Source organism: Hymenobacter sp. BT18 (genome assembly GCF_012273015.1).
GTDB lineage: Bacteria > Bacteroidota > Bacteroidia > Cytophagales > Hymenobacteraceae > Hymenobacter > Hymenobacter lutimineralis.
This window is the reverse complement of record NZ_CP050954.1, coordinates 4,397,424-4,424,238: the sequence shown is the minus strand read 5'-3', so window position 1 is coordinate 4,424,238 and position 26,815 is coordinate 4,397,424. Positions and strand designations below refer to the sequence as shown.

Below are 26,815 nucleotides of genomic sequence, written 5' to 3'. Positions count from 1 at the left end.
TATTACGCTATTTAAACCATCTAAATCGTTTGCGGAAAACTCTTTTTCACCCAGGCGGTTGGTGTAAATCAATGTTACACAGCCCCTGCGAATGCCCCTGGATTAGTTAGTAACTTGTCATACCATAGGTTGAAAACCTATGCCTATAGCCGCCTATCATTCAGGTTTTTATTAATCATTTGCAGCAGAAATAAAGTAAACAGCGGAACTTTGCGACTACCTTTGCAAAGTATTGGAGGAGTTTAGGCGCATGAAAAAAGTATTACTGCTGGTAGTGTTGATGCTTGGAATCGGGCTAACCGGTTCCCAGGCTCAACAAATTGTATTTAGCGGGCACGTAACAGAGGCTAAGACCGGGCAGGCAGTTCCCTTCGCCTCTATCTTTGTTCGCGGCACCAGCCTGGGCATTACGGCTAACGAAGAAGGGTATTTTCAGCTGACAATTAACCGCAGCATCGACTCCCTATCGGCGGGGGCGGTGGGATTCCGACCCTTGAGCCGGGCCGTCAGCAAAGCGCCCCGCCAGACGGTCAACTTTGCCCTGCCCAGCAGCAGCGTTTCCCTGGGCGAAGTGGTGGTGCACGCGGGGGAAAACCCGGCGTTTGCGGTGCTGCGCAAGGTGCAGGCCCACAAAAAGCAGAACGACAAGGCCCAGCTGGAGGCCTTTGAGTTCGACTCCTATAACCGAATAGAGGTTTCCCTCTCAGATGTGACGGACCGGCTGGCCCGCCAGAAGGTTATCCGGGACATGACCTCCGTGGCCCAGGGCGTAGGCGAAATGGAACGGAATGCCAGCGGCAAGCCCACCGTGCCGGTATTTGCCTCCGAGGTGTTGTCGCGCTATTACGTGCGGCAGCGACCCAAGCGGGAGCGGGAGGAAATCAAGCACTCCCAGCTGCACGGCGTGGCCCCGCGCGACGGCTCGGTGTTGTCGCAGGTGCTGGGCTCTTCGTTTCAGGACTACGACTTCTACCCCAACTGGCAGATCGTGATGGGCAAGGACTTTGTCTCGCCCATTGCCGACGGCTGGCGCATCACCTACGATTACGACCTGGAAGACTCGGTGTACGTGGGCAAGGACCGCTGCTATCAGCTGAAGGTGTGGCCCCGCCGCGCCCAGGACCTGGCATTTACCGGGCGCATCTGGATTACCATGGACTCCTACGCCCTGCGGCGGGTAGACCTGAGCGTGGACCCCAAGGCCAACATCAACTTCGTCGACCAGATTCGGGTGTTTCAGGATTTGGCGCCCAGCTCGGCGGGGCCCTGGCTGCCGCTGCGTACCCGCGTGGTAGTAGGCCTGAAGCCCACCAAAAAGCAAACCGGCCTGCTGGTGCGCTTCAACACCACCAACTCTAACTTCGCCACCAACCAACCCCACGAAGCCAAGTTCTACGACCAGCCCTTTGCCTCCGCCCCCGATGCCCTGGAAATTCCGGCCGGCTTCTGGGAGCAGCACCGGCCCGACACCCTCTCGGCTCAGGAAGTCCGCACCCTCACCGCCCTCGACTCGGTGGGTAAGCTGCGCTCGGTACGCTCGGCCTTGGAGCTGGCCGACCTGCTGGTGACGGGCTACAAGCAGGTGGGCAAGTTTGAGCTGGGCCCCGTCCCCAGCGTCTTTACCTACAACAACGTAGAGGGCGGCCGCATCCAGGTGGGTTTCCGCACCAGCGGCGACCTGAACCCCAACTGGTTTGTGCGCACCTACGCGGCCTACGGCACCAAGGACAAGGACCTCAAGTATGGCGTCACGGGCTACCGCGTCCTCAACCGCCCCAACTGGACGCTGCTGGGGTTTGAGAGCAGCCACGACGTGGACCAGGTGGCCCTGCTCGATAATGGGTACGCCATTGAAAACCCACTGTTCGACGCGGCTGTGCGCTTTGGCAACATCAAGCCGGGCCGGCCGCTTTGGCGCCAAGTAACCGGCTTTTCGGGCCAGACGGACCTGTTCCACGGCTTTACGCAGAAGCTTACGCTCCGGCATCAGCGCTTCGACCCGCTCTACGACTTTGCCTACTACACCAGCGCTGACCATCAGCCCGGGGCTCCAACCGCCGACAAGTTCGCGCTTTCGGAGGTTATCCTGGAGTCGCGCTACGCTCCGGACGAAACGCTGATTCAGAACAAGAACCGGCGCTACGCCGTGGGCCTGGCCAAGTGGCCAGTGTTTACGCTGCGCTATACCCGGGGCTTCAACGGCGTGCTGGGCAGCGACTTTGCCTATCACAAGTTCAACCTGCTGGTTACCCACAGCCTGCAGCTGGGCCAACTCGGGCGTACCGAGTACATCGTGGACGCCGGCTACATCCCTAGCACCATTCCCTACCCCGTGCTGAAAAGCCACCTTGGCAATGAGTCGCCCATTTACACCACCAGCGCCTACAACCTGATGCGCTACTTCGAGTTTGTGAGCGACCGGTACGCCTCCCTGCACTTCGAGCATTACTTCGAAGGGCTGTTTATCAACTCCGTGCCCCTGCTCAAAAAGCTCGACTGGCGCCTGCTGGCATCGGGCAACGTGCTGTACGGGGGTGTAAGTCAGGCCAACCGCAACGCCACCCCGCTGGTTGACGAAAACGGCGCAGCCCTGCCTACCTTCCGGCCATTGGGTACGGCGCCCTACGTGGAACTGGGGTACGGCGTGGAAAACATCTTCAAGATTCTGCGCGTCGACTTCATTCACCGGCTCACTTATCGGGACCTGCCGGGGGCTAAAAGCTTTGGCGTAAAGGTGTGCGCGCAGTTCAAGCTCTAAGCTTCTTCTTACCTAAGCTCTTATTTGGCCTCTGCCTGGGTTAGCCGGGCGGAGGCTTTTTTGTTTTAGCGACCATTCGCGTAGGTCTCAGTTAAGACGTAATCCTTGATTCCGATCAAGGGAATGGCTTACGGGGCGGGCTAGTTTTGACCTCGTCAACTGCCCGTGCTTATGCCCTTCCTCCGCCGTTTTCGCTTGCCATCTTTGGTTGTGCCACCTAGCTTGGCGCCACGTGAAATTCAGCTTGCCCGTGGGCATCTGTCGCCGCGGGCTACCGAGCTGCTGCTATGGGAGCGGCGGGTCAGCCGCCTGTTCTGGATGGTTACGGGCGCGCTGGGGATGGCCCTGGCCGTGCACGGGGTAGCGGCGGGGGCGTTGTAGAGCATTACGCTTCCCAGCCAGCAGAAAGTCTTTTTGAGCGGCACCTTATTGTGAAGGCATTGCTGGTAATTTGCCGGCGTCTTCCCTCCCACTCCTGCTATGGCTTCTTCCGACAACATCTACACCGCCCGTCAGCAGTACGTGCTCCTGATTCTGTGTTTGATTGGGCTGGCCACGCTGATTCTGATTGGGCTAGGCAGCTACATCACGGCCTTTCTGGGGGCGGGTATCCTGTATGTAGTGCTCCGGCCCTGGTTTACGGCCCTGGTGCACCGGCGGGGGTGGCATCCGCAGCTGGTCACGACCGGGCTGCTCACCTTTGCTTTTGTGGTCATCATCCTACCCTTTACGGCCCTTACGCTGATGCTCGTCAGCCGCATCCGCGCTTACGCCCAGGACACCAGCCAGATCATGGCCGTGCTGCATAAAATCGAGCAGAAAACCGGCTACGCCCTCACCACCGAGCAGAACGTGCGCAGCCTGGTGCAGCAAAGCGTCAGTTGGCTTAGCCAGCGCATTCCGTCCCTGGCCTCGGGCCTGCTGCACTTTGCCGTTGTTATTGGGTTGATGCTGTTCACCCTGTACTTTATGTACACCCAGGAGGCTGGCTTTCTGCGAGGACTGCGTCGCTACCTTCCCTTTCGGCCCAACACCCTGCACGAGTTGGGTGACTCCCTGAAAAACAACGTGCAGGCCAACGTTATCGGTCAGGCCCTGATTTCCCTGGTGCAAGCCCTGCTCTCGGGCCTCACGCTCTGGATATTTGGGGTGCCGGATGCTTTGTTCTGGGGCGTGGTCAGCTTTTTCATGGCCTTTATTCCCGTGCTGGGCACACCCCTGGTGTGGGGGCCGGCGGCTATTATCAAACTGTCTCAGGGCTACACGGGCCAGGGCGTGGGTATTCTGCTGGTGGGCGTCATCGTGATTATGAACATCGACAACCTGCTGCGCATTCTGCTGGCCCGGCGCATCGGCAATATCCATCCGCTTATCACGCTGGCGGGCGTGGTGCTGGGCGTCGAAATCTTTGGGATTCTGGGCCTGGTGCTCGGCCCGCTGCTGCTCTCCTACTTTATTGTGCTGATCCGGGTGTTTGAGCGCGAGAACCGGATTCGGCGGCGGCGCCTGCCGACAAGGCCGCAGTAAAACGCAGTCAGCAGGCTAAGCTACCGTGGCTTATGCTCTCAGCAGTTGCTACGCCTCATCAGGTTTCGGTGAGTACAGTTTTGAAGCCAGCCAGCTGGCCGCTCTCCGTCTTGCCCAGCACCAGTACCTGCACCTGCGGCCCACTGCCCAGGCGGTATACCTGCACATCTTCCAGTTCCTGCTTCAGGTACATCTGCAGCGCCTTGAAGCGGTTGGCCAGGGCCGCATCGCCCAGCACGCCATCGTCGGCGGTGTGGTTGCGCAGAAAATACGTCAGCTCCTGCTTTTCCACGCGGGTTTCGGCAGGCAGCCCGGCCAACTGCGCCAGCGTCGCGTCGGTGAGCTTATCGGCGGGAGCGGCATAGCTGACAGCTTCCAGCGGCGCTTCCGACTCGCTGATAAACTGCAGGCCCTGGGTAAGCTGCCGCAGCTGCGTCAGGGAGGCATCGGTCGTGGCGGAACCGGTAGCATCAGCAGCTGGGGTTTCGGTGGTTTCCCGCTCGCCCTTAGCCGATGCAGGGGCGGAAGCCGCTTCTCCGGCCGCGGCGGGCACCTGCCCGGCAATGGCGGCGGCCAGCTCCTGCATCCGGGCTTCGGCCACCTTGATCTTGGGATTGGCGAAGTTCATGTCCGAGACGTGCTTCATCGGAATCAGGTGAATGTGGGCGTGAGGCACTTCCAGCCCTATTACGGCTACCCCCACGCGCTTGCACGGCACGGCGGCTCCCACGCCTTTGGCCACGCGTTGGGCAAACAGGTGCAAAGCGGCTAACTCCGCGGCGGGCAGGTCAAAAATGTAATCCACTTCCCGCTTCGGAATAACGAGGGTATGGCCTTCTACTAACGGGGTAATGTCGAGGAAGGCCAGATGGTGTTCGTCTTCGGCCACTTTATAGGCGGGCAGCTCGCCGGCCACAATTCGGGAAAAGATAGAAGCCATATGCAGAGGAAAAGATGAGGTGAACGGACAGGGCCATTACCGCAGCAACGGGCCCGGGCCAAAGTAAGGCAAAAAATAAAGCGACCAAGCCTTGAGCTTAGTCGCTTTACGGGTTTCATGGTTGCTCCGGCTGCCCCGGCAGCTACACAGCTACCAAGGCTTCAAGGGCGTATCTAGCGGCTGATTTCGAGGATTTCAAACTGCAGCTTGCCGGCGGGCACGGTTATTTCGGCCGTATCGCCGGCCGATTTGCCCAGCAGGCCTTTGCCGATGGGCGACTTCACGGAGATTTTGCCGGCGGCCAGGTTAGCTTCCTCTTCTGCTACCAGGGTGTAGTCCAGCACCATGTTGTTCTTCAGGTTCTTGAGCTTTACTTTGCTCATGATGAGCACCTTGCTGGTGTCCAGGTTCGACTCATCCAGCACGCGCGCATTCCCCACAATTTCTTCGAGCTTGGAAATCTTCAGCTCCAGCAGGCCCTGCGCTTCTTTTGCGGCATCATACTCGGCATTTTCGCTTAGGTCCCCTTTGTCGCGCGCCTCACGCAGATCCTCGGCGGCTTTGGCGCGGCCCCGGATTTTGAGGTCCTGCAGCTCGTCCTTTAGCTTTTGCAGGCCTTCGGGAGTATAGTAATTTATGGTTGCCATGGTAGGGTGATGGTAAGCTCAAAAAACAAGGAGAACGGCCAGCGTGGCTGGCCGTTCTCCCCCAACAGGTTTAGGCAAATATACGAAGCCGGCGCGAATAGTGCTAAGCCCTCGTTGCCGCCCCGGGCGCCGAGCCGCAAACGGTCAGGTTACCAGCTGAGCGGTTATCGGCACGCAATTCAGGCTAAAAAGCTACTGGTTGGCCGCCGAGCAGTTGGCAAGGAATGCCTGAATCTTAGCAGCCAGCACCTGATTGATGCGCTCATAGGATTGGTACGACCACCCGCCCACGTGTGGCGACAATACCACGTTGGGCGCGGCCGCCAAAAAGTCGAACCGGGCCTGCTGCTCCGGGGTGAGCGTGGTCAGCTTTTCATTTTCCAGCACATCCAGCGCGGCCCCCAGCACCCGCCCCGACTTGAGCTCCTGCACCAGGGCAGCGTGGTCCACCACCTCGCCCCGGGCCGTGTTCAGCAGCCAGATGGGGTTGCGGAAGCCCTGCAGCAAAGTGGAACCAATGAAGTGGTGGTTGGCCGCCGAATACGGGATGTGCAGGCTCAGCACCTGGGCGCGGGCCTGCAGCTCGGCCAGGGAAACGGGCGTGGCGTAGTGGCCGTAGTCACAGGCAGGGTCGTGGTCGAAGGCCAGCACGGTGCAGCCGAAGGCGGCGAGGCGGCGCGCAAAAGCCTTGCCCATGTGCCCGCACCCGATGAGACCCACAGTTTTGCCACCCAGCTCTTCGCCCCGATTGGCTTCGCGCCGCCATTGCCCAGTCTGCACTTCTTGGTGGGCGCGGGGGATGTGGCGCAACAGGGCCAGTAGCAGCCCAATGGCGTACTCGCCCACGGCATCACGGTTGCCTTCGGGCGCGTTCAGCAGCGTGATGCCGGCCGCCGCCAACGCTGCCTCATCAATATTATCGACGCCGGCCCCCGCCCGGGCCACGTAGCGCAGGTGCGGGCCGTGGCTGAGCAGCCCGGCCGTGATGCGCAGCTTGGAGCGCACCATGAGCCCATCATAAGGATGCGCAACCAGGGCAGCCGGCACTTCGGCAGCCGTCAGATCGGGCCGGTAGTGCATTTCCACCCCGGCCTCCCGCAGGTAGTCGGGCAAGCTGGGGTGCATGTCGTCGATGACGAGGCAGAGGGACATAGTTGATTTCATTGCCACAAATGAGCTATTGACTCTCCTCGGCAGGATACTTTTTTTTCAACAAGCGGAGTGCGGTAGTACACAGAGCGGCAACTACAACTGTCCATAGCCATGACTCAGAGATTGACATTTCCAGTTTATGACCGTTACGTTGAAGAGAAACTAGCACAACCGCGCCAAGCAGGAAAAGAAAGCTTTCTACTAGGGTAAACACTACTCGCGCTGCTTTATCCAGCAATTGTTTTTGGTTATCTGACAGGAATCTTTCTTTCAACCTGCGAGTGCTGATCATGATAAACGGCTGAAAAAATGCACATATAAACAGAAGCAAGGGGAGCCAATGAGCAGTTTTCATAGTGTCAAGGGCCTGTGCTGTTTGCTTTTGATCATTTTTTGAACGGCACTACTAATAGCTCGGCCCCTGACTGATCCGGCACGAATTATACCTTCCTACGCCGTCTTATGCGCCTCTACGTGCTGCGTCAGCCCCACGAAATCCTGCACGCTGAGCTGCTCGGCGCGCTTGTCAAAGATGGCGTCAGTGGTGGCTTCGGGCGGCATGCCGAAGGGCTTGAGGGCATTGCGCAGCGTTTTGCGGCGCGTCTGGAAAGCCTGCTTCACTACCCGGAAAAACAGCTTCTCGTCGCAGGCCAGGGACACCGTCTGGTTGCGGGTGAGGCGGATGACGGCCGACTGCACCTTGGGCGGGGGACTGAACACGTGCGGGGGCACCGTAAACAGGTACTCAATGTCGTAGAATGCCTGCAGCAATACGCTCAGAATGCCGTAGGTTTTAGAGCCGGGGCCCTCGGCCAGGCGGTCGGCCACTTCCTTCTGAATCATGCCCACGCACTCGCGCACCTGCTGGCGGTGGGCCAGCACCTGGAAGTAAATTTGGGAGCTGATGTTGTAGGGAAAGTTGCCGATGATGCTCAGGGGCTGCCCGGCGTAGAGCTTGCCCAGGTCCATTTTCAGGAAATCCTGGGAGTAGATGCGGCCTTCCAGCGCCGGGTAGTGTTGCTGCAAGTACGCCACCGACTCGCGGTCAATTTCCACCACGGCGGTGCGGTACTCTTGGTGCTGGAGCAGCGTTTGAGTAAGCACGCCCATACCCGGCCCGATTTCCAGCACTTCCGTCACCCCATCGGGCAGGCGTAGGGCCTCCACAATGTTGCGGGCAATGTTGGGGTCGTTGAGAAAGTGCTGCCCGAGGTGCTTTTTGGCTTTAACGGAATCCATAGGGGAGAATGAAGAATGAGGCGTGAAGAATGAGAAATGAAAACAAGGGAACAGCCGTTGGCTTATTCCTCATTCTTCACGCCTTATTCTTCATTCCTAAAAGGCTTACCTTCGCTACCCCAAAGGTAGGGCCGGTGCTGCTCACTATGCGCGGCGGAGCCTTCCTTCCGGAGAATAAACGGTCTATTTTCCTTCTCATGCCGCTTCAATTAGCCTACGCCGCCGATTTTCCGTCCATTGCCGACACCGTTTTCATTCTCCCGGCCGGCACCAGGGAGCTTTCCGTTGAAACCGCCGCCAACCTGCCCGCCCCCGTGCGCCAGTACGTAGCCGAGCAGCTGGCCGCCGACGTGAAGCTGATTCGCATCAACCAGTATTCCCACCACCACTACTATGTGGTAGCCGAGGAAAAGAAAACAGCTGCCCTGAGCGCCGAAGCTCTGCGCAAAAGCGGCCACCAGCTGCACGCCCTCGTCAAGCAAGACAAGATGAAGGAGCTGTTTGTGCAGGACCTGACGGAAACCGGGGCGCTGTACCTGGCCGAAGGGCTGGCCCTCAGCGCCTACCAGTTTGCCGGCTATAAAACCGACGAAAAATCCAAGCAGACCCCACATTTGCAGCGCCTTACCCTGGTAGGTGCCGGCGTTACGGCAGAACAGGTGCAGGAGCTGGAAGGTGTGCTGGTCGGCGTATACCTGGCCCGCGACCTAGTAAATGCTCCCCAAAACAAGCTCAGCGCCACTCAGTTTGCCGAGCAGATGGAAGCGGCCGGCGCCGACGCAGGCTTTCACGTGGAAGTACTGGACCTGGTGCGGATTGAGGCCCTGCGCATGGGCGGCCTGCTGGCCGTCAACCAGGGCAGCCCCGAGCCGCCTACGTTCACCATCATGGAATACAAGCCCGCCACAGCTACCAACCAGCAGCCCATTGTGCTGGTGGGCAAAGGTGTGGTCTACGACACCGGCGGCCTGAGCCTCAAGCCCACGGCCGGCGGCATGGACACGATGAAGTGCGATATGGCCGGCGGTGCAGCCGTGGTGGGCACTCTGTATGCTCTGGCCAAAAATCAGGTTCCCCTTCACGTTATTGGCCTCGTGCCGGCCACTGACAACCGCCCCGGCGGCATGGCCTTCGCCCCGGGCGACGTCATCACCATGTACAGCGGCCTCACGGTAGAAGTACTGAACACCGACGCCGAAGGCCGCCTGCTGCTGGCCGATGCGCTGGCCTTCGCCAAGAAGTACAACCCCGAATTGGTGCTGGATTTTGCCACGCTTACCGGTTCGGCGGCCCGCGCCATCGGCAAGGAAGGCATCGTGTGCATGGGCACGGCCGATGAGGAAACGTTGAGCGCCCTCAAGCAGGCCGGCCACCGCACCCACGAGCGGCTGGTGGAATTTCCGCTCTGGGACGAGTACGCCGACCACATCAAGAGCGACCTGGCCGATATCAACAACCTGGGCAAGGCCGAAGCCGGGGCCATTTCGGCCGGCAAGTTTCTGGAGCGCTTCACCGAGGGCTACCCCTGGGTACACTTCGACATTGCAGCGCCGGCGTTTCTGGCCGCCCCCGACTCCTACCGCGGCAAAGGCGGCACCGGCACGGCTGTGCGTCTCACCTACGAATTTCTGAAAAGCAAAGTGTAGCCTGGGCCTAAGCCTTCTACCCTTGCTGGCAGGGACTATATGCCCTGCTTATCCTCTAATTAGTACAGTTACAGAATGCTTCCACGCATTGGTATTTCCGTCGGCGACCTGGCCGGCATCGGGCCCGAAATCATCTACAAAACGTTTCTGGATGCGCGGCTGCTGAAGTTCTGCACGCCCGTGGTGTATGGCACCGCTACCGCGCTGTTCGACGACTTCCCCGTAGCCCAGGGAGCCGAGCCGCTGACGTTCCGGCAAGTGCGCGCGGCCCAGGATATTGCTCTGGGCAAACACAACGCCGTGACCTGCTGGGAAGATGACTTCGCCCTCACCCCCGGCCAGCCCTCCGAAGCCAGTGGCCGCGCCGCCCGCCAGAGCCTGCTCGCCGCCGCCCGCGACCTGAAAGCCGGCCTACTCGATGCCATGGTAACAGCCCCCATCAGCAAGGAGAATACCCAGGCCGATGACTTCCGCTACCCCGGCCACACGGAGTTTTTGACCAGCTTTTTCGAAGCCCGCGAAAGCCTGATGCTGCTCGTGAGCGAAGATCTGCGCGTGGCTACGGCCACCGGCCACATCCCCCTAAAAGATGTTTCGGCCCGCGTTACCCCAGCCCTGCTCACCACCAAACTGCGGATTTTGCTGCACTCCCTCCAGCACGACTTCGGCATTCTGAAACCCCGCGTAGCGGTGCTGGGGCTGAACCCCCATGCGGGCGAAAACGGCCTTCTAGGTACAGAGGAAGCCGATACCGTGACCCCGGTGCTGCGCCAGCTCCAGGACGAAGGCCACCTCGTGTATGGCCCCTACCCAGCCGACGGCTACTTTGGCACCGGGCAGTTCCGACAGTTCGATGCCACCCTTTCCCTCTACCACGACCAGGGACTGATTCCTTTTAAAACCTTAGCCTTCGAGCGGGGCGTAAATTTCACGGCGGGCTTATCGGCTATCCGCACTTCTCCCGACCACGGTACGGCTTATGGCTTGGCCGGCCAATACAAAGCCGACGAAACTTCGTTCCGGGAGGCCTTATACCTGGCTTGCGACTTAGTACGCCGGCGGAAAGAGCAACTGCAAACGAAGTAGTACCGGGCCTTTTGGCTATTGATCTACGGGGCACTGAAAGGAGCATTGTCAAGCGACAAAGCCTCTTTTAGCGCTCCGTAGGCCGTTTATTTGGGTTGAAAGCACAACTGAACCCCACTTACCAGGGTGAAATATTCTTTCCAAAAGTGAAATTTTCTTTGCTTATCCAGAACTATGCCGTAGCTTTGTGGCCTCTTCCCTGATTTCTACTTTTCCACTGCTTCCATGACGCTTCAAACCCCCGCTGATTACCGCACGGCCCTGCGGCGCCTTGATGCGCTGGTGGCAGCTGGGGTGGAGGGCAATGCGGCGCTGGAAGTAGAGTTTCGGGAGCTGATTGTGGCCCTCGACACCTACGAAAGCAAGCTGGGGCTGCTGCCCATTCCCAACCTGCCCACTTCCCTGGCTGAAATGATCGAGCTGAAGCGCCAACAAATGCGCCTCAAGCAAAAGGAGCTGGCCCAACTTCTCGAAGTACCTGCGGGCCGCCTCTCCCAGATCCTGAGCGGTAAACGGCGCGTTACCCTCGACTTGGCCAAGCGCCTGTACGAGCGGCTGGGCATCCCGTCAGACTTCATTCTCAAGAACGCCTGACTTGATTCCCGTTATATAGCCTGCCTTTTCATCCCGGCAAAATCTTCCTACTTTTGCCCCCTGCTATTTACTTGACTCGTGAAAAAAGACGCTCAATTTGACTTGGCCATTGCCAAACTAGCCGACAAAACGCACCATTTCGCGTTTGAGCTGGACCGTGCGTTCTTCGAGCAGTTCGACCAGCAGCTAATTCCCGACGGCAACCTGCACGCCGACGTAACGCTCCACAAAACGGACCGGCTTCTGACGCTGGACTTCGCTATCAAGGGCACCGTACGCCTGATCTGCGACCGTAGCCTGGATGAGTACGATCAGCCCCTGGATATTCAGGAGCAGCTACTGGTGCGCTACGGCGACCGGGAGGTGGAACTGGATGATAACGTCCTGCAAATTACCCAGGACACCCAGACGCTACCCATCGCCCAGCACCTGTTCGATTACATCGGGCTGGCCCTGCCCATGAAGAAGCTGCACCCCCGCTTCCAGAATGAGCCCGATGAGAACCCCGAAGCTGAAACCAAGCTCATCTTCACCACCCGCCAAGAGGGCGACGATGAGGATGACGACAACGACGGCATTGACCCGCGCTGGAACGCGCTGAAAAACCTGAATTAGACTGTGTTCAGCTAATTCTTCATTCTTTACTTCATCTTTTCTAATTTCTTTTCAACATGGCACATCCTAAACGCCGGACCTCCAGCGCAGTTCGCAGAAAGCGTCGTACCCACTATAAACTGACTCCGAAGCCAGTTTCCATTTGCCAGAACACGGGTGAGCTGCACCTGCGTCACAAAGCCTACGTAGTTGACGGCGACCTGTACCTGAACGGTAAAGTAGCCATCAAGGACTACGCGCCCGTAGCCACGGCCGCCGCGGCCGATACGGACGAAGAATAGCCTCCGCCCTCCCTGACCTTCCCTCTCCCCTCTGTTCCTCGGTATGAGGCGGCGGCGCCTCTTGTTGCCCCTGGCGGGCGGCAAGAGGTGCCCGGGGGTACTCTCCAAGACATCTTGAACGTTCGTACATGAAGATAGCCCTGGACGCTATGGGGGGCGACTTTGCCCCCCAGGCTGCGGTCGATGGCGCGGTACTGGCGGCTAAGGCCCTGGCCGGCAAAGCCCAGATAGTGCTGATTGGTCAGGAAGACGCTGTGCGGCCCTTGCTGGCACAACACGGTGCAGCCGCGGCTGACCTCCAATTCGTTTCTGCTTCGCAGATCATCGAAATGGGTGAACACCCGGCCAAAGCCTATCAACAGAAACAGGATTCCAGCATTGCCGTGGGCTACCGTATGCTCCACGCGGGCGAGGTAGAAGCCTTTTGCTCGGCGGGCAATACCGGCGCTATGCTGGTAGGCGCCATGTTCAGCGTGAAAGCCGTACCCGGCGTGCTGCGGCCGGCCATTGCGAACTTCGTTCCCAAATTGCACGGCAGCTTTGGCATCATGCTCGACGTGGGCGCCAATGCGGAGTGCAAGCCCGAAATGCTGGAGCAATTTGGAGAGTTGGGCTCTTTATATGCCCAGTATGTGCTGGGCATCGAGCAGCCTAAAGTGGGCCTCATGAACCTCGGCGAAGAGGAAGGCAAAGGCACCACGCTTTTGCAGGCAGCACACAACCTGCTGAAAGTGAATCCCCATATTCACTTTATTGGCAATATCGAGGGGCGCGACCTGTTCAATGACCGGGCTGACGTTATCGTCTGTGACGGCTACACCGGCAATGTGTTGCTGAAAATGGCTGAGTCGATTTACGACATCATGGCCGAAAAAAAACTGCACGACCCCTTCTTCGACAAGTTCAACTACGAAGCAGTGGGCGGCTCCCCCATTCTGGGCATCAACGACAACGCCATCATCGGGCACGGAGTGAGCACGCCTGCAGCCATCTGCAACATGCTCATGCAAGGCTACCAAATGGCGCACTCTGGTATTTCCGACCAGATAAAATCCACCTTCAAGTCCTAGCGACTAAGTCCGGCCCCGGCCGGACTTTTTCTTAGCCGCGCTTTTTCGTTTTCTCGTTTTCGATGAAAGTTACCGCTGCCATTACCGGAGTGGGTGCCTATGTACCCGATTACGTACTAACCAACCAGGAGCTCGAAACTCTGGTGGATACCACCGATGAGTGGATTACCACCCGCACCGGTATTAAAGAGCGCCGCATTCTGAAGGGCGAAGACCAGGGCACGTCCGTGATGGGCATCAAGGCCGTGGAGCAGCTGCTGGCCAAAACGGGTACCCGGGCCGAAGACATCGACCTGCTGATTTGCGCCACCACCACGCCCGACATGGTGTTCCCGGCCACGGCCAACCTCATTACGGCCGGCGTAGGCGCTATCAAAGCCTTTGGCTTCGACATGCAGGCGGCCTGCTCAGGCTTCCTGTTCGCCCTCACCACCGGTGCGCAGTTTATTCAAACCGGCAAATACAAAAAAGTGGTGGTCGTCGGGGCTGATAAGATGTCGTCCATTGTGGATTACACCGACCGCGCCAACTGCATTATCTTCGGGGATGGCGCGGCGGCCGTGCTGCTGGAGCCTAACACCGAGGGCTACGGCCTGCTCGACCAGCAGCTGCACTCCGATGGCAACGGCGCCCGTTACCTACACCAGAAAGCTGGCGGCAGCCGCCGTCCGCCAACAGCCGAAACGGTGGCCAACCGCGAGCATTATATCTACCAGGAAGGCTCCACGGTATTCAAGTTTGCCGTCACCAACATGGCCGACACGGCTGCTCTGGTGGCAGAGCGCAACCACCTGACGGCCGACGACATTGCCTGGCTGGTGCCCCATCAGGCCAACAAGCGCATCATCGACGCTACGGCCAACCGCGTGGGTATCGGGCCGGAAAAGGTCATGCTCAACATTCACCGGTTCGGCAATACTACCAACGGTACCATTCCGCTGTGCCTAGCCGATTACGAAAGCCAGCTTAAGAAAGGCGACGACTTGATTTTCGCTGCTTTCGGCGGCGGCTTCACCTGGGGGGCGCTCTACGTGAAGTGGGCATACGACGGTGCGCCCGTTGCAACCGGCATCTAAACCGGTTTAGGCGGCACGCACGCGGAAAACCTCTATACTTGCGGCTGCAAGTAAGAGTGAAGCAGTAATGAGGAAGGCTGACGCTTTACCTGGACCTTGGTTTTTTGCCTGTTCCAGCTCATTCTTCATTACTAATTCTTAATTACTAATTCCAATCTCCCACCCCATGGCCACTACTGCCGACTTTCGCAATGGGCTCGTGTTGAACTACAACAACGAGCTGCACGTCATCACCGAATTCCAGCACGTGAAGCCCGGCAAAGGCCCGGCCTTCGTGCGTACCAAGCTCCGCAACATCAAAACCGGCCGCGTGATTGACAACACGTTCAATGCCGGGGTGAAAGTGGAAACCGCCCGCGTGGAGCAGCGCCCCCACCAGTACCTCTATAAAGATGAGTACGGCTTTACGTTCATGGACAATGAAAGCTTTGAGCAGGTAGTGCTGCCGGAGGCCATGGTGCCGTTTGCCGACCTCATGAAAGAGGGCCAGGTGGTCACCATCCTGTTCCACGCCGAAACCGAGCAGCCCCTCACGGCCGAGCTGCCCACCACGGTGGAGCTGGTGGTAACGTACACCGAGCCGGGCCTGCGTGGCGACACCGCCACCAACACGCTAAAGCCCGCCACCGTGGAAACGGGTGCCCGCATTCAGGTGCCGCTGTTTATTGATACTGACACCAAAATTCGCATCAAGACCAGCGACTACTCCTATGTCGAAAGAGTCAAATAAGCAGCCCAATAAGCCCTCAGCCGCCGCCATGAAAGCCAAAGAACTGCAAGACCTGATTGACTTTATTGCCAAGTCGGGCCTGAACAAAGTAAACATTGAAACCGAGGAGTTTAAGATTTCGGTACAGCGTGAGCCCAGCACCAAGGTAGTGAGCAGCGGCGTAGCCATGGCTGCTCCGGCTCCGGCCCCGGCCGCTCCGGCCCCAGTAGCGGCTCCAGCTCCTGCCCCGGCTGCTCCCAGTGCCCCCGCCGCTCCCGCGGCCGAAGCCGCTGGTGGCAACTACGTGCCCCTGAAAGCGCCGATGATTGGCACCTTCTACCGCAGCAGCTCCCCGGATGCCCCGCTGTTTGTACAAGTGGGCGACTTGGTAGAGAAAGGCCAGGTTATCTGCATCATCGAGGCCATGAAGCTCTTCAACGAAATCGAAGCCGAGCACTCGGGCCGCATTGTGAAGGCCATGGTGGAAAACGCCTCCCCCGTGGAGTACGACCAGCCCCTGTTCCTCATCGAGCCGATGTAATTTCAGAACTGAGCAAGCAGAGCTTAGAACTTAGAATTGTGGAGTTGGCCGCGCGCCGTCTCTCGTCTAAGTTCTAAGCTCTCATTTCTCACATCTACCCTAGAGCTGTGTTCAAAAAAATACTGATTGCTAACCGGGGCGAAATTGCGCTGCGCATTATTCGCACCTGCAAGGAAATGGGCATTAAGACGGTGGCCGTGTACTCCACCGCCGACAAGGAAAGCCTGCACGTGCGCTTTGCCGATGAGGCCGTGTGCATTGGCCCACCCGCTTCTTCGCAGAGCTACCTGAGCATTCCCACCCTGATTGCGGCCGCCGAAATCACCAATGCCGATGCCATTCACCCGGGCTACGGCTTCCTGAGTGAAAACGCCGAATTCTCGCGCGTGTGCCAGGAAAATGGCATCAAGTTCATCGGGGCCTCGCCCGAGATGATCAACCAGATGGGCGACAAGGCCTCGGCCAAGGATACCATGAAGAAAGCCGGCGTGCCCTGCATTCCCGGCTCCGACGGCCTGCTCGACTCCGTGGAGCAGGGTAAGAAGGTGGCGGCCAAAATCAAGTACCCGGTTATTCTGAAGGCTACGGCCGGCGGTGGTGGGCGCGGCATGCGCATCATCAACTCCGAGGACGAGTTTGAGAAGGCCTGGAACGACGCCCGCACCGAAGCCAAAGCCGCTTTCGGCAACGACGGTGTGTACCTGGAAAAGTTTGTGGTGGAGCCCCGCCACATTGAGATTCAGATCTGCGGCGACCAGTACGGCCGCGTGTGTCACCTCTCGGAGCGCGACTGCAGCATTCAGCGCCGCCACCAGAAGCTAGTGGAAGAAGCGCCTTCGCCCTTCATGACGGACGACCTGCGCGAGAAGATGGGCAAGGCCGCCATTGCCGGCGCCTCGGCCATCAACTACGAAGGCGTAGGCACCATTGAGTTCCTGGTCGACAAAAACCGGGACTTCTATTTCATGGAGATGAACACCCGCATCCAGGTGGAGCATCCTGTGACGGAGGAAATCATCAACTACGACCTTATTAAGGAGCAGATAAAAGTAGCCGCGGGCATCCCGATTTCGGGCACCAGCTACTACCCCAAGATGCACGCCATGGAGTGCCGCATCAATGCCGAGGACCCCTCGAAGGATTTCCGCCCTTCGCCCGGCAAAATCACCACGCTGCACATTCCCGGCGGCCACGGGGTGCGCGTGGATACGCACGTGTACGCGGGCTACCAGATTCCGCCCAACTACGACTCCATGATTGCCAAGCTTATTACTGTGGCACAGACGCGGGAGGAGTGCATCGTAAAAATGAAGCGCGCCCTGAGCGAGTTTGTAGTAGAGGGAGTGAAAACCACTATTCCCTTTCACCTCGCCCTCATGGACAATGCCGACTTCAAGGAAGGTAACTTTACCACCAAATTCCTGGAGTCTTCGTTTGATTTCTCGTTGCTGTAACGCTGAGAACGTGGTTATTTACCTGCAATGCCCGGCCAGCAAGCCGGGCATTGTTGTGTGGTAGCCGTTGCAATTATGCTGAGTGAGTGCCCACTTTTCCCTTTGCCTATGTGGTGGTTTTACGCGTTGCTTTCGGCTGTTTTCGCCGCTCTAACGGCCATTTTGGCTAAAGTCGGGGTAAAAAATGTAGACTCTAACCTAGCTACTGCCCTGCGCACCGTTGTTATTCTCGTGTTGGCCTGGGGCGTTGTCTGCTTTCGCGGTGGGCTGACCCAGGTACAGCACTTATCGCGCACCACGCTGTTGTTTCTTGGGTTATCGGGCCTGGCAACAGGCTTATCGTGGCTCTTTTATTTCAAGGCCCTGCAGCTTGGAACCGTGACGCAGGTGGCACCAGTAGACAAACTCAGCGTAGCGCTGACCATTCTCCTGGCGGTCGTTTTTCTGGGCGAAAAGCTGACTTGGCAGACTGGTTTGGGCGCCGGTTTCATCCTGCTTGGCACGCTGATTTTAGTCTGGCGTTAGGTCATCTTCTCAACCTCAACCAGACAATTGTACTAATTAATTATTAGCGAATACTTTTTAAAGGCGAAATTTCGCCATAAGCAAATTAACACAAACGTTTAAAATGCTGTATTTCAACGTTTTGAGTGATTACTCACCCGTAGAATGCAGGCTAAAAATGCCAAAATTCTATTCCAATATTTCCTAGGATTATACCTAGTATTGCTAGCATAATCTCTCTTACAAAAACCCACCATTCATGAAAAAATTACTTGCGGCGGCCCTGCTAGGGCTGTCAGCTACGGGCACCCTTGTGTCCTCGTGCACGAAAGATCAGGTGCAGCCTGGCCGGACGCAGGCACCCATGACTGCCACTACTACCAAGAACGCCGTGGCGGTGAATGGCGTGATGATGCAGGCTTTTTACTGGGATGTGCCCATTAGTAACGCCCAAGGTACTTGGTGGCAGGTGCTGGGCTCCCGGGCCGCGGAACTGAAAGCAGCTGGCATTACGGCCCTCTGGCTACCCCCGGCGTACAAAGGTGGCAGCCAGGCCGATGTAGGCTACGGCGTGTACGACCGCTACGACCTGGGCGAGTTCAATCAGAAAGGCACCGTGGCTACCCGCTATGGCACCATCGGCCAGCTGCAATCGGCTATTACTTCGCTGCACGGCCAAGGCATTCAGGTGTACGAGGACATGGTGATGAACCACCTGACCTGGGCCGATGCGCAGGAAAATGTGAACGGTAACCTGGTGTATACCAAGTTCAACTTCCCTGGCCGCGGCAACACCTACAGCTCCTACAAGTATACCTTCAACAACTTTACTGGCACGCAGCAGGCGCCCAACAATGGCTGGTACCAGTGGAAAAGCTGGGACTTCCAGCCCTACGCCAACAACGACGCCTACGACAACCTGCTAGGCTCGGAAATTCAGTACAACAACAACTCCGCCAACGCCACCGAAACCATCAACTGGGGTAACTGGATTACCACTAAGCTGCAGCTTGACGGCTACCGTCTTGACGCCACCAAGCACATCTACACGCCCTACGTAAACCAGTGGCTGGATGCTGTGAAGGGCACCAGTGGCCGCTTTGCCGTGTCGGAGGCCTGGTTCCGTAACCTGCAGGATCTGAAGAACTATGCCGCCGCTACGGGTGGGCGTACCAGCCTCTTCGATGTGCCCCTGCACTACACCTTCCAGGACATGAGCAATGGCAACGGAGCCTGGGATATGCGCGGCCTGCAGTTCGCCGGCTTCACCGAGTCGAACCCCACGCTGTCCGTGTCGTTCGTGGATAACCACGATACCGACCACCCCGGCGCCCTGTACTCGCCCGTGACCAACCTGAAGATGCTAGCCTACGCCTACATCCTGACCCGGGCCAACGGCTACCCATGCGTGTTCTACAAAGACTACTACAACTACGGCCTGGGCAACCAGATCAAGACCCTCATCGGGATTCGCCAGGCCAACGCCTACGGCGCTGCCTCGGAGTACACCAGCGCCAACGACGCCGACGTATACGCTTACTCCCGCGCTGGCGACTCTTCGCACGCTGGTTTGCTGATGTTGCTCAACGACGGCGGCTCGGCCCGCACCAAAACCCTGACCACGCCCTTCAAAAACGCTACGCTGACCGACAAAACCGGCAACACCAGCGGCACTGTAACCACTGATGCCAACGGCACCGGCAACTTCCCGGTAAATGCCCGCAGCTACGCCGTATGGGTACCCGGTGGCACGCCTCCTCCCCCGCCACCACCCACGGGCACCACGGCCGTTTCGTTTAATGTAAACTACAGCAACACCGTAACGGGTCAGGATGTGTACGTAGTGGGCAGCACCGCCCAGTTGGGCAGCTGGAACACCGCCAACGCTATCAAGCTCAGCGGCGCTACCTGGCCTGTGTGGAAAGGCACCGTAAGCCTGACCAGCGGTGTGAGCGTGCAGTACAAGTACATCCGCAAGGATGGGGCCGGCAACGTGCTCTGGGAAGGCGGTTCCAACCGCACCTTCACGCCCTCGGGCACCAGCATGACGCGCACCGACACCTGGCAGTAATTGCCTTGACAGCCTAACAACAGGCCGCCTACCTCGTAGGCGGCCTGTTTTATTATCTGCCCCCCGTTGCTCCAAAGCTCAGCATCCGCTCCTTCCAAAGTTAGGAACGGTGCCCGCTTTCACGAGGCCACCCGTGGGCATATACCCCGGCGAAAGCGGCGAGTTGAGCAAGCAACTACCTACCGCGAGTCGGCCCGTTCCAGTTGTTTCTCTTCGACTGCCTAAGTAAATCCAATGCTTGACTTTAGGAGCTTGTATTCTATATTCAAACACTACTGTATTTGCTACTAATGTCCTCCTCCCCCGCTTCTCCCGAACTGCGCCCGTGCCCCTCCGGCTGGCACCAACTGAATACCGTGGCCGCCGCCGCAGGCCTCGGACTGGTGCTAGCCCCGTGGCTGTACGAAGCATCCGTAGCCTTAGGACTGATTGAGCCGCTGGCCGAGGTAAGCTCAAGTTGCGGGGATACCCCAGCGCAATGGCTGGCCCTCCGCGTTGGACTGAGTTGGGGTTTGTTGACCGGCATCAGCTTGGCGCTGGCTCAGCAGTGGACGAAGCGGCGGTGGGCCGTAGGGGCCGTCTTGCTCGACGTGATTGTCCTGTACCTGAGCATGCAGCTGTTTGTCTATGGTAGCTCGAAAGTGTTTGCCACCCAGTTTCCACGCCTGTGGGCCAACCTCGATACGCCCCCGGCCGAGCTGACGCCCATGCGCGTGGCCTGGCAGTTTTTTGGCTATTCGCGGGCGTATCAGCAATTTCTGGGGTGGGGCGAGGTCCTGCCAGCAGTGCTGCTGTTGTTTCGTCGTACCCGCACCCTGGGTGCTTTTGTTGCCACGGTGGTGATGCTCAACGTCTTCGTCATCAACCTGTTTTTCGACGTGTGCGTGAAGATTGGCTCGGGCACGTACTTGGCCTTGGCGCTGCTGCTCCTGGTCCAGGATGCTGACCGGCTCTGGCAGTTCTTCATTTTGCACCGTCCGGCCGCCCCTCGCACCCTGCCTGCTACGGGGGCCCGCTTCGGGCCGCGGGGGCGCTGGGTATACTGGGGCCTGGGCACCCTGCTCACGCTGGCTATGCTCTATGTCGTGGGGCAGGACACCATTGGCGTTCGGGCCTACGCCGCCGAGCAGGCCCAGGTGCTGCCCGTTACCGGCGTGTGGGAAACCGTGCAAGCCGAGCGGTGGACGGCGGGCCGCTGGCAGCCGGTTGCCGCCACCGACTCAGCCTGGCCGTCCCGCGCCTACTTTCAGGCGGCCAACGCCGTGCTGCGCAACGCCTTCCGCCGCGACCGGTTCATAACGGAACCCGACTCGGCGCAGCCCCAATCGGTTCTGCAGCTCATTGCCCGCAGCGAAAACAACGAGTACGGTGCCCCCCACCCCTGGCAGTACACGCTGGCCAAGCCGGACACGCTTCGTTTGCTGGGCCGCTGGCGGCAGGACTCCTTGCGCCTGTCCTTGAAGATGCGGCGGGACTTGATGAAGTAAAGAACTACCAACTTCAATCAGCGGCCAAGAATCCCGGACCGTAACGCACTACCCGGCCGGCGTTTGCTTAATCTAAGAGTTAACCGGCGGGCTGTTCGTCTCAATTTCCGTCACCAGCTCCCAGTACCACGCCTCGCCGTACTTGCGAATCAGGGGCTCCTTTAGGAACTGGTAGATGCGCACGCCCAGGTTGGCACCAAACGAACAGGCCGGGTTGCAGATGTTCCACCGGTCGTAGTTCAGGGCTTCGAAGTCCTCGTACTTGGTGATGCGGATGGGGTATAGGTGGCAGCTGATGGGTTTTTTGAACGAGGTAGCCCCGGCCAGATAGGCTTCCTCGATGCCGCACTTGAGAATGCCCCGCTCGTCGTAAAGAGCGTAGGCGCACTCCCGGTCGTTGATGGTAGTAGTGCTGTAGTCGTCTTCCCAGTCTTTGATGTAGAGGCCCTGCTCCTCAATAGCGGCGCGGCCGGCCTCCGTCAGAAAGGGCTTGATGTTCTCATACTCCTGCTCCAGAATGGCCAGCTCGGCGGTTTCCAGCGGCGCGCCCAGGTCGCCCTCCACGCAGCAGGCGCCTTTACAGGCCTCTAGGTTGCAGACAAAGAAGTTGTCCCGAACGTCGTCGGAAATGACGGTATTTTGAATGATAATCATGGCAGTGGGTTCCCGCAGAGGGCGCAGAAGGTTTCGCAGAGGGCGCAGAACGTTCTGCGTATCGGCGAAACCTTCTGCGGGAAATCGGAAACACAAAGATAACCCCGTTTCGTCACGCGGTGGCAAAGCCGTACCTTTGCTAACAAGCCAACAAGCTTAGTTTCCGACTGACTTTCGCATGGGACTGGATTATCTTTCGTTATTGAACCCCTCGCAGGCGGCCGCCGTGATGCAAATCGACGGGCCCTGCATGATTATAGCCGGCGCGGGCTCGGGCAAAACCCGGGTGCTTACCTACCGCATTGCCAACCTGCTGGAGCAGGGCGTTGACCCGTTTCACATCCTGGCCCTCACCTTCACCAACAAGGCGGCCAAGGAAATGCGCGCCCGCATCGAGAAAGTGGTGGGGCCAAATGCCAAGAACCTGTGGATGGGCACCTTCCACAGCATCTTCGCCCGCATTCTGCGCTCCGAGGCCGATAAAATCGGTTACCCCCGCTCCTTCACCATCTACGACACCCAGGACTCGAAAACCCTCATCGGCCAGATTCTGAAGGAGCTGGAGCTGGACGATAAGATGTACAAGCCCAACATGGTGCTGAGCCGGATTTCCTCGGCCAAGAACAAGCTCATTTCGGTGCAGCAGTACCTCAACGACCCCGTCATCCGGCAGGACGACGAGGCGGCCATGCGACCCAAGCTCGGCGTGATTTACCAGCAGTACGCCAACCGCTGCTTCAAGGCCGGGGCCATGGACTTCGACGACCTGCTCTACCAGACCAACGTGCTGTTCAAGGACCACCCCGATGTGCTTAACAAGTACCAGCACATTTTCCGGTACGTGATGGTGGACGAGTACCAGGACACCAACTACTCCCAGTACCTGATTGCCCGCAAGCTGGCGGCTAAGGACCGCAACATTTGCGTGGTGGGCGACGACGCGCAGAGCATCTACGCCTTCCGCGGGGCCGATATTCAGAACATTCTCAACTTCGAGAAGGACTACCCCGAGCTGCAGGTGTTCAAGCTGGAGCAGAACTACCGCTCCACCAAAACCATTGTGAAGGCGGCCAACTCCGTCATCAAAAACAACCAGGCCCAGCTGCGCAAAGATGTCTTCTCCGACAACGAGGAGGGCCCGCTGATTGAGGTGCTGAAAGCCGCTTCCGACAACGAGGAAGGCAAGCTGGTGGCCAACAGCATCTACGAGGACAAGATGAACCAGCACTTGTCCTACGACGACTTTGCCATCCTGTACCGCACCAATGCCCAGAGCCGGGCCATGGAGGAAGCCCTGCGCAAGCTCAACATCAAGTACAAGATTGTGGGCGGCCTGAGCTTCTACCAGCGCAAGGAAATCAAGGACCTGGTGGCCTACCTGCGCCTCACGGTGAACCCCAACGACGAGCAGGCCCTGCGCCGCGTCATCAACTACCCCAAGCGCGGCATCGGCGACACCACCATTGCCAAGCTCATTAACGCGGCTGAGGAGTCAAACCACACCATCTGGGAGGTAGTCAGCAATGCCGACCAGTTCCTGCCCACGCGTGCGGCCAACCCCATTGTAGACTTCGCCGAGAAAATCAAGGCGTACACAGCCGTGGCGGCCAAGGAAGACGCATTTGAGGCCGCCAAGTTCATTGCCAAGAACTCGGGCATGATTGAGGAGCTCTACGCCGACAAAAGCATCGAGGGCCTCTCCCGCTACGAGAACATCCAGGAACTCCTGAACGGCGTCAAGGCCTTCGTGGAAGACCCCGAGCGCGAGGAAAAGAGCCTTAGCGCCTTCCTGCAGGACATTGCCCTTGTTACAGACGCCGACACCAAGGACGCCCAGAGTGAAGGCGAGCAGGTAACGCTGATGACCATCCACTCGGCCAAGGGGCTGGAGTTTCGCAACGTGTACATCGTAGGCTTGGAGGAAAACCTCTTTCCTAGCCAGATGATGATTACCTCCCGGGCCGATCTGGAGGAGGAGCGCCGCCTGTTCTACGTGGCTATTACGCGGGCCGAGAAAAAGCTTACCCTAAGCTACGCCACGTCCCGCTACCAGTGGGGCAACCTGCGCAGCTGCGAGAAAAGCCGCTTCCTCGACGAAATCGACCCGCAGTACGTGGACTTCAAGTTCTCGGCCGGGCCCATCGGCAGCGCCGGACCGGGCGAGTCGCCGTTCGGGCACGTGTTTGAGCGGCGCAGCAACTTGGTCCCCCAGGCTCCGCGCAAGCTGGCCGCCACCAAGTACACCCCGCCCGCCGATTTCAAGCCCTCCGACACCAGCAACCTGCAAACCGGCCAGCGCGTAGAGCATCCCAAGTTCGGCTTTGGCACCGTGACCAAGCTCGAAACCGTGCAGGGCTCCACCAAAGCCATTATTGAGTTTGAGGAAGTAGGCGAGAAAACGCTGCTGCTTTCCTTCGCCAAGCTGCGGGTACACTAAGTTCCCTGCGCATCTTGTTGTTATTCGCGCTACTTTAGGTGGCGCATTTCTCTTTCGCGCTACCGCGCTTTGCCTCCTGTCCGGGTCGTAGCTAGTCAGCTGACGGTCGGCGGGAGGTTTGGCGTATATTTGGCGACCTTTTCTTTTCCCATGCCATTACCTTCCCTGCATAAACACGAGCTGCTACAGCGCGAGTACGGCCAGAGCACCTACCAGCTTATCCAGCAGCTCCACGATATAGAAGACCGGGATGAGCGCAGCAAGCGGGCCCAGCAGCTGGTGCAGCTTATTTTCCGCCTGCAGCCCGGCTTGCGCGACCAGCCCGATGCCCAGCAGAAGGTGTGGAATCATCTGTACGAAATGGCAGATGAGAATCTGGACATTGACGCGCCCTTTGAGCTGAAAGGCCTGAAAGCCCTCAATGAGCATCCCAAGCCCCTGCCCTACCCCCAGAAAGCCCTCAAGCTGCGCGCCTACGGCCGGGGCATAGAGCTGCTGGTGGAAAAGGCCCTGACGATTGAAGACCCGCAGGAGCGTGAGCAGGCCACCATCACCATCGGCCGCACCATGAAGTTCCTGTACCGCTCCCACAACAAGGAAAACGCCAAGGATGTCACCATCCTCAAGCACCTTAAAGACCTTTCGGGCGGCAAGCTCACCCTCGACCCCGCTCAGGTAGAAGTGCAAGGCTTGTTTGAAACTGCTGTAGCTCCCGCTCCCGCCGGCGGCCGGCCGGCGCCCTTCATTGTGCCCCAGCCCCGCCAGGAGCGCCCCGACCGCGAAGGACGCCGCAGCGGAGGCGCCGGCAACCGCCGGGACAAGCAGCGCCGGGGTGGCAAAAAGAGCCGCCAGGAGCCCCAGCAACCCCCGCAGTAGCTTTTATTAGCTGATAGCTACTGGCTTTTTGCTTTATGAGCAGCCACCACTTTCTCCTGCTCTATTTTTTTCTTGAACAAAAAAGCTAACAGCCAACCGCTGATAGCTAACAGCTTACTCCATGGCTTCATTTGAAGTAATCGGCGGCCACCCGCTGAAAGGCGAAATTGTACCCCAAGGCGCTAAAAACGAAGCGCTGCAGATTCTGTGCGCCGTCCTGCTCACGCCCGAGCCCGTTACCATCAGCAACATCCCCGATATCCGGGATGTAAACAAGCTCATTGAGCTGCTGCGCGACATGGGCGTGAAAGTGGGCAAGCTGGCCTCCGATACCTACCGCTTCCAGGCCGACGCCGTCAACCTCGACTACCTTGATACGCCCGAGTTTGTGGCCCAGGCCGGGGCTTTGCGCGGCTCCGTTATGATTTTGGGGCCCATGCTGGGGCGTTTTGGCAAGTGCCAGCTGCCCAAGCCCGGCGGCGACAAAATTGGTCGGCGGCCTATGGATACGCACTTCCTGGGGCTGGAAAAGCTGGGCGGCAAGCTAACCATGGAAGGCTCCGACTTTTACCGCATCAAGGCCGAAAATGGCCTGACGGGTACGTACATGATGCTGGACGAAGCCTCCGTGACGGGTACGGCCAACATCGTGATGGCCGCAGTGTTGGCCCAAGGCACTACTACCATCTACAACGCAGCCTGCGAGCCGTACCTGCAGCAGCTTTGCAAGATGCTGGTGCGCATGGGCGCGAAAATCAACGGCATTGGCTCCAACCTGCTGACCATTGAGGGCGTGGAAAGCCTGGGCGGCACCGACCACCGCATGTTGCCCGACATGATTGAAATCGGCTCCTTCATCGGCCTGGCGGCCATGACGGGCTCGGAAATCACCATTAAGGACTGTCAGATTCCCGAGTTGGGTATCATCCCCGACACCTTCCGCAAGCTGGGCATTCAGCTGGAGTTCCGCGGCGACGACATCCACATTCCGGCCCAGGCCCACTACGAAATAGCTACTTACCTCGACGGCTCCATCCTCACGGTTTCCGACCACACCTGGCCCGGCTTCACCCCCGATCTGCTCAGCATTGTGCTGGTGGTGGCTACCCAGGCCAAAGGAACCGTGCTCATTCACCAGAAGATGTTTGAGTCGCGCCTGTTCTTCGTGGATAAGCTCATCGACATGGGCGCCCAGGTTATCCTCTGCGACCCGCACCGCGCCACCGTTATTGGCCTGGACCGCCAGAAGCAGCTGCACGGTATCAACATGACCTCCCCCGACATCCGGGCGGGCGTGGCCCTGCTCATTGCGGCCCTTTCCGCCGAAGGCCGCAGCGTGATTGACAACGTAGAGCAGATTGACCGCGGCTACCAGTACATCGACAAGCGCCTCACGGCCCTGGGTGCTCAAATCCGTCGGCTGTAGTACCCACTAAGCAACAAAAAAGCCC

25 protein-coding genes are annotated in these 26,815 nt (G+C 58.7%); 19 read left to right on the top strand and 6 right to left on the bottom strand.

The features are described from left to right. Positions 1-250 precede the first annotated feature (250 nt). From HER32_RS18950 to HER32_RS18940, 3 genes are all read left to right on the top strand, one after another. Positions 251-2,758 (top strand): DUF5686 and carboxypeptidase-like regulatory domain-containing protein, encoded by a 2,508-nt coding sequence (locus HER32_RS18950; protein WP_168683001.1) that lies wholly within the window; start codon positions 251-253, stop codon positions 2,756-2,758. A gap of 222 nt (positions 2,759-2,980) precedes the next feature. Continuing rightward, positions 2,981-3,139, top strand: coding sequence for a hypothetical protein (locus tag HER32_RS18945; RefSeq protein ID WP_168683000.1), 159 nt, complete (start codon positions 2,981-2,983; stop codon positions 3,137-3,139). A 99-nt stretch (positions 3,140-3,238) separates the two neighbouring features. Continuing rightward, positions 3,239-4,285, top strand: coding sequence for an AI-2E family transporter (locus HER32_RS18940; RefSeq protein ID WP_168682999.1), 1,047 nt, complete (start codon positions 3,239-3,241; stop codon positions 4,283-4,285). 58 nt (positions 4,286-4,343) lie between these two features. Here HER32_RS18940 and HER32_RS20375 read toward each other — a convergent pair whose 3' ends face one another. The 5 genes from HER32_RS20375 to rsmA all read right to left on the bottom strand — a co-directional run bounded on the left by HER32_RS20375 (position 4,344) and on the right by rsmA (position 8,263). After that, positions 4,344-5,225: a nuclease A inhibitor family protein gene (locus tag HER32_RS20375; RefSeq protein ID WP_168682998.1), complete on the bottom strand. Its 882-nt coding sequence runs from the start codon at positions 5,223-5,225 to the stop codon at positions 4,344-4,346. A 173-nt stretch (positions 5,226-5,398) separates the two neighbouring features. Next, positions 5,399-5,872, bottom strand: coding sequence for a transcription elongation factor GreA (gene greA / locus HER32_RS18930; RefSeq protein WP_149071743.1), 474 nt, complete (start codon positions 5,870-5,872; stop codon positions 5,399-5,401). Positions 5,873-6,064: 192 nt separating this feature from the next. Continuing rightward, positions 6,065-7,024, bottom strand: coding sequence for an NAD(P)-dependent oxidoreductase (locus tag HER32_RS18925; protein ID WP_168682997.1), 960 nt, complete (start codon positions 7,022-7,024; stop codon positions 6,065-6,067). Positions 7,025-7,049: 25 nt separating this feature from the next. Next, on the bottom strand, positions 7,050-7,379 hold the full coding sequence (locus HER32_RS18920) for a hypothetical protein (protein ID WP_168682996.1): 330 nt from the start codon (positions 7,377-7,379) through the stop codon (positions 7,050-7,052). Positions 7,380-7,474: 95 nt separating this feature from the next. Then, positions 7,475-8,263, bottom strand: coding sequence for a 16S rRNA (adenine(1518)-N(6)/adenine(1519)-N(6))-dimethyltransferase RsmA (rsmA, locus tag HER32_RS18915; protein WP_149072778.1), 789 nt, complete (start codon positions 8,261-8,263; stop codon positions 7,475-7,477). Positions 8,264-8,460: 197 nt separating this feature from the next. Here rsmA and HER32_RS18910 point away from each other — a divergent pair, with 197 nt between their 5' ends. From HER32_RS18910 to HER32_RS18850, 13 genes are all read left to right on the top strand, one after another. Further along, positions 8,461-9,909 carry a leucyl aminopeptidase family protein gene (locus tag HER32_RS18910; protein WP_168682995.1) on the top strand — a complete coding sequence of 483 codons (1,449 nt, stop codon included), beginning with the start codon at positions 8,461-8,463 and terminating at the stop codon, positions 9,907-9,909. 75 nt (positions 9,910-9,984) lie between these two features. After that, on the top strand, positions 9,985-10,995 hold the full coding sequence (gene pdxA, locus HER32_RS18905) for a 4-hydroxythreonine-4-phosphate dehydrogenase PdxA (RefSeq protein ID WP_149072780.1): 1,011 nt from the start codon (positions 9,985-9,987) through the stop codon (positions 10,993-10,995). 225 nt (positions 10,996-11,220) lie between these two features. Beyond that, on the top strand, positions 11,221-11,589 hold the full coding sequence (locus tag HER32_RS18900) for a helix-turn-helix domain-containing protein (protein ID WP_149072781.1): 369 nt from the start codon (positions 11,221-11,223) through the stop codon (positions 11,587-11,589). A gap of 78 nt (positions 11,590-11,667) precedes the next feature. Then, positions 11,668-12,204, top strand: a complete 537-nt coding sequence (locus HER32_RS18895; RefSeq protein WP_149072782.1) for a YceD family protein — start codon at positions 11,668-11,670, stop codon at positions 12,202-12,204. Between the two features lie 56 nt (positions 12,205-12,260). Next, complete coding sequence (gene rpmF / locus HER32_RS18890) at positions 12,261-12,485, top strand: 50S ribosomal protein L32 (protein WP_149072783.1); 225 nt, start codon at positions 12,261-12,263, stop codon at positions 12,483-12,485. Between the two features lie 128 nt (positions 12,486-12,613). After that, entirely contained in the window at positions 12,614-13,555 is a 942-nt protein-coding gene (gene plsX / locus HER32_RS18885) for a phosphate acyltransferase PlsX (protein WP_168682994.1), read from the top strand. A gap of 62 nt (positions 13,556-13,617) precedes the next feature. Beyond that, positions 13,618-14,631 (top strand): beta-ketoacyl-ACP synthase III, encoded by a 1,014-nt coding sequence (locus HER32_RS18880; protein ID WP_168682993.1) that lies wholly within the window; start codon positions 13,618-13,620, stop codon positions 14,629-14,631. A 166-nt stretch (positions 14,632-14,797) separates the two neighbouring features. Then, positions 14,798-15,361, top strand: a complete 564-nt coding sequence (gene efp, locus HER32_RS18875) for an elongation factor P (protein ID WP_149072786.1) — start codon at positions 14,798-14,800, stop codon at positions 15,359-15,361. Positions 15,362-15,389: 28 nt separating this feature from the next. Further along, positions 15,390-15,881, top strand: a complete 492-nt coding sequence (accB, locus tag HER32_RS18870; RefSeq protein ID WP_149072787.1) for an acetyl-CoA carboxylase biotin carboxyl carrier protein — start codon at positions 15,390-15,392, stop codon at positions 15,879-15,881. A gap of 107 nt (positions 15,882-15,988) precedes the next feature. Then, positions 15,989-17,335 (top strand): acetyl-CoA carboxylase biotin carboxylase subunit, encoded by a 1,347-nt coding sequence (gene accC, locus HER32_RS18865; protein WP_149072788.1) that lies wholly within the window; start codon positions 15,989-15,991, stop codon positions 17,333-17,335. A gap of 108 nt (positions 17,336-17,443) precedes the next feature. Then, on the top strand, positions 17,444-17,860 hold the full coding sequence (locus HER32_RS18860) for an EamA family transporter (protein ID WP_168682992.1): 417 nt from the start codon (positions 17,444-17,446) through the stop codon (positions 17,858-17,860). A 238-nt stretch (positions 17,861-18,098) separates the two neighbouring features. Continuing rightward, on the top strand, positions 18,099-19,910 hold the full coding sequence (locus HER32_RS18855) for an alpha-amylase (protein ID WP_168682991.1): 1,812 nt from the start codon (positions 18,099-18,101) through the stop codon (positions 19,908-19,910). Positions 19,911-20,200: 290 nt separating this feature from the next. Further along, positions 20,201-21,397: a hypothetical protein gene (locus HER32_RS18850; RefSeq protein ID WP_168682990.1), complete on the top strand. Its 1,197-nt coding sequence runs from the start codon at positions 20,201-20,203 to the stop codon at positions 21,395-21,397. Positions 21,398-21,469: 72 nt separating this feature from the next. On the opposite strand, the gene HER32_RS18845 is transcribed toward HER32_RS18850, so the two are convergent. After that, complete coding sequence (locus HER32_RS18845) at positions 21,470-22,051, bottom strand: DUF3109 family protein (protein ID WP_168682989.1); 582 nt, start codon at positions 22,049-22,051, stop codon at positions 21,470-21,472. A gap of 184 nt (positions 22,052-22,235) precedes the next feature. On the opposite strand from HER32_RS18845, the gene HER32_RS18840 reads away from it, so the two are divergent. The 3 genes from HER32_RS18840 (at position 22,236) to murA (ending at position 26,790) form a co-directional block, all read left to right on the top strand. Continuing rightward, positions 22,236-24,488 (top strand): ATP-dependent helicase, encoded by a 2,253-nt coding sequence (locus HER32_RS18840; RefSeq protein WP_410503901.1) that lies wholly within the window; start codon positions 22,236-22,238, stop codon positions 24,486-24,488. Positions 24,489-24,638: 150 nt separating this feature from the next. After that, positions 24,639-25,364, top strand: coding sequence for a DUF4290 domain-containing protein (locus HER32_RS18835; RefSeq protein WP_168682987.1), 726 nt, complete (start codon positions 24,639-24,641; stop codon positions 25,362-25,364). A gap of 121 nt (positions 25,365-25,485) precedes the next feature. Next, entirely contained in the window at positions 25,486-26,790 is a 1,305-nt protein-coding gene (murA, locus tag HER32_RS18830; protein WP_168682986.1) for a UDP-N-acetylglucosamine 1-carboxyvinyltransferase, read from the top strand. Positions 26,791-26,815: the final 25 nt, after the last annotated feature.

Bases quoted from the DNA above. Each gene is read 5' to 3' on its own strand.
- HER32_RS18845 (WP_168682989.1), bottom strand. From the start codon at position 22,051: ATGATTATCATTCAAAATACCGTCATTTCCGACGACGTTCGGGACAAC.
- murA (WP_168682986.1), top strand. From the start codon at position 25,486: ATGGCTTCATTTGAAGTAATCGGCGGCCACCCGCTGAAAGGCGAAATT.
- HER32_RS18940 (WP_168682999.1), top strand. From the start codon at position 3,239: ATGGCTTCTTCCGACAACATCTACACCGCCCGTCAGCAGTACGTGCTC.
- efp (WP_149072786.1), top strand. From the start codon at position 14,798: ATGGCCACTACTGCCGACTTTCGCAATGGGCTCGTGTTGAACTACAAC.
- accB (WP_149072787.1), top strand. From the start codon at position 15,390: ATGAAAGCCAAAGAACTGCAAGACCTGATTGACTTTATTGCCAAGTCG.
- HER32_RS18835 (WP_168682987.1), top strand. From the start codon at position 24,639: ATGCCATTACCTTCCCTGCATAAACACGAGCTGCTACAGCGCGAGTAC.
- HER32_RS18860 (WP_168682992.1), top strand. From the start codon at position 17,444: ATGTGGTGGTTTTACGCGTTGCTTTCGGCTGTTTTCGCCGCTCTAACG.
- HER32_RS18910 (WP_168682995.1), top strand. From the start codon at position 8,461: ATGCCGCTTCAATTAGCCTACGCCGCCGATTTTCCGTCCATTGCCGAC.
- HER32_RS18855 (WP_168682991.1), top strand. From the start codon at position 18,099: ATGAAAAAATTACTTGCGGCGGCCCTGCTAGGGCTGTCAGCTACGGGC.
- HER32_RS18950 (WP_168683001.1), top strand. From the start codon at position 251: ATGAAAAAAGTATTACTGCTGGTAGTGTTGATGCTTGGAATCGGGCTA.
- pdxA (WP_149072780.1), top strand. From the start codon at position 9,985: ATGCTTCCACGCATTGGTATTTCCGTCGGCGACCTGGCCGGCATCGGG.
- HER32_RS18880 (WP_168682993.1), top strand. From the start codon at position 13,618: ATGAAAGTTACCGCTGCCATTACCGGAGTGGGTGCCTATGTACCCGAT.
- rsmA (WP_149072778.1), bottom strand. From the start codon at position 8,263: ATGGATTCCGTTAAAGCCAAAAAGCACCTCGGGCAGCACTTTCTCAAC.
- HER32_RS18850 (WP_168682990.1), top strand. From the start codon at position 20,201: ATGTCCTCCTCCCCCGCTTCTCCCGAACTGCGCCCGTGCCCCTCCGGC.
- HER32_RS18920 (WP_168682996.1), bottom strand. From the start codon at position 7,379: ATGAAAACTGCTCATTGGCTCCCCTTGCTTCTGTTTATATGTGCATTT.
- HER32_RS18900 (WP_149072781.1), top strand. From the start codon at position 11,221: ATGACGCTTCAAACCCCCGCTGATTACCGCACGGCCCTGCGGCGCCTT.
- plsX (WP_168682994.1), top strand. From the start codon at position 12,614: ATGAAGATAGCCCTGGACGCTATGGGGGGCGACTTTGCCCCCCAGGCT.
- rpmF (WP_149072783.1), top strand. From the start codon at position 12,261: ATGGCACATCCTAAACGCCGGACCTCCAGCGCAGTTCGCAGAAAGCGT.
- greA (WP_149071743.1), bottom strand. From the start codon at position 5,872: ATGGCAACCATAAATTACTATACTCCCGAAGGCCTGCAAAAGCTAAAG.
- HER32_RS18925 (WP_168682997.1), bottom strand. From the start codon at position 7,024: ATGTCCCTCTGCCTCGTCATCGACGACATGCACCCCAGCTTGCCCGAC.
- HER32_RS20375 (WP_168682998.1), bottom strand. From the start codon at position 5,225: ATGGCTTCTATCTTTTCCCGAATTGTGGCCGGCGAGCTGCCCGCCTAT.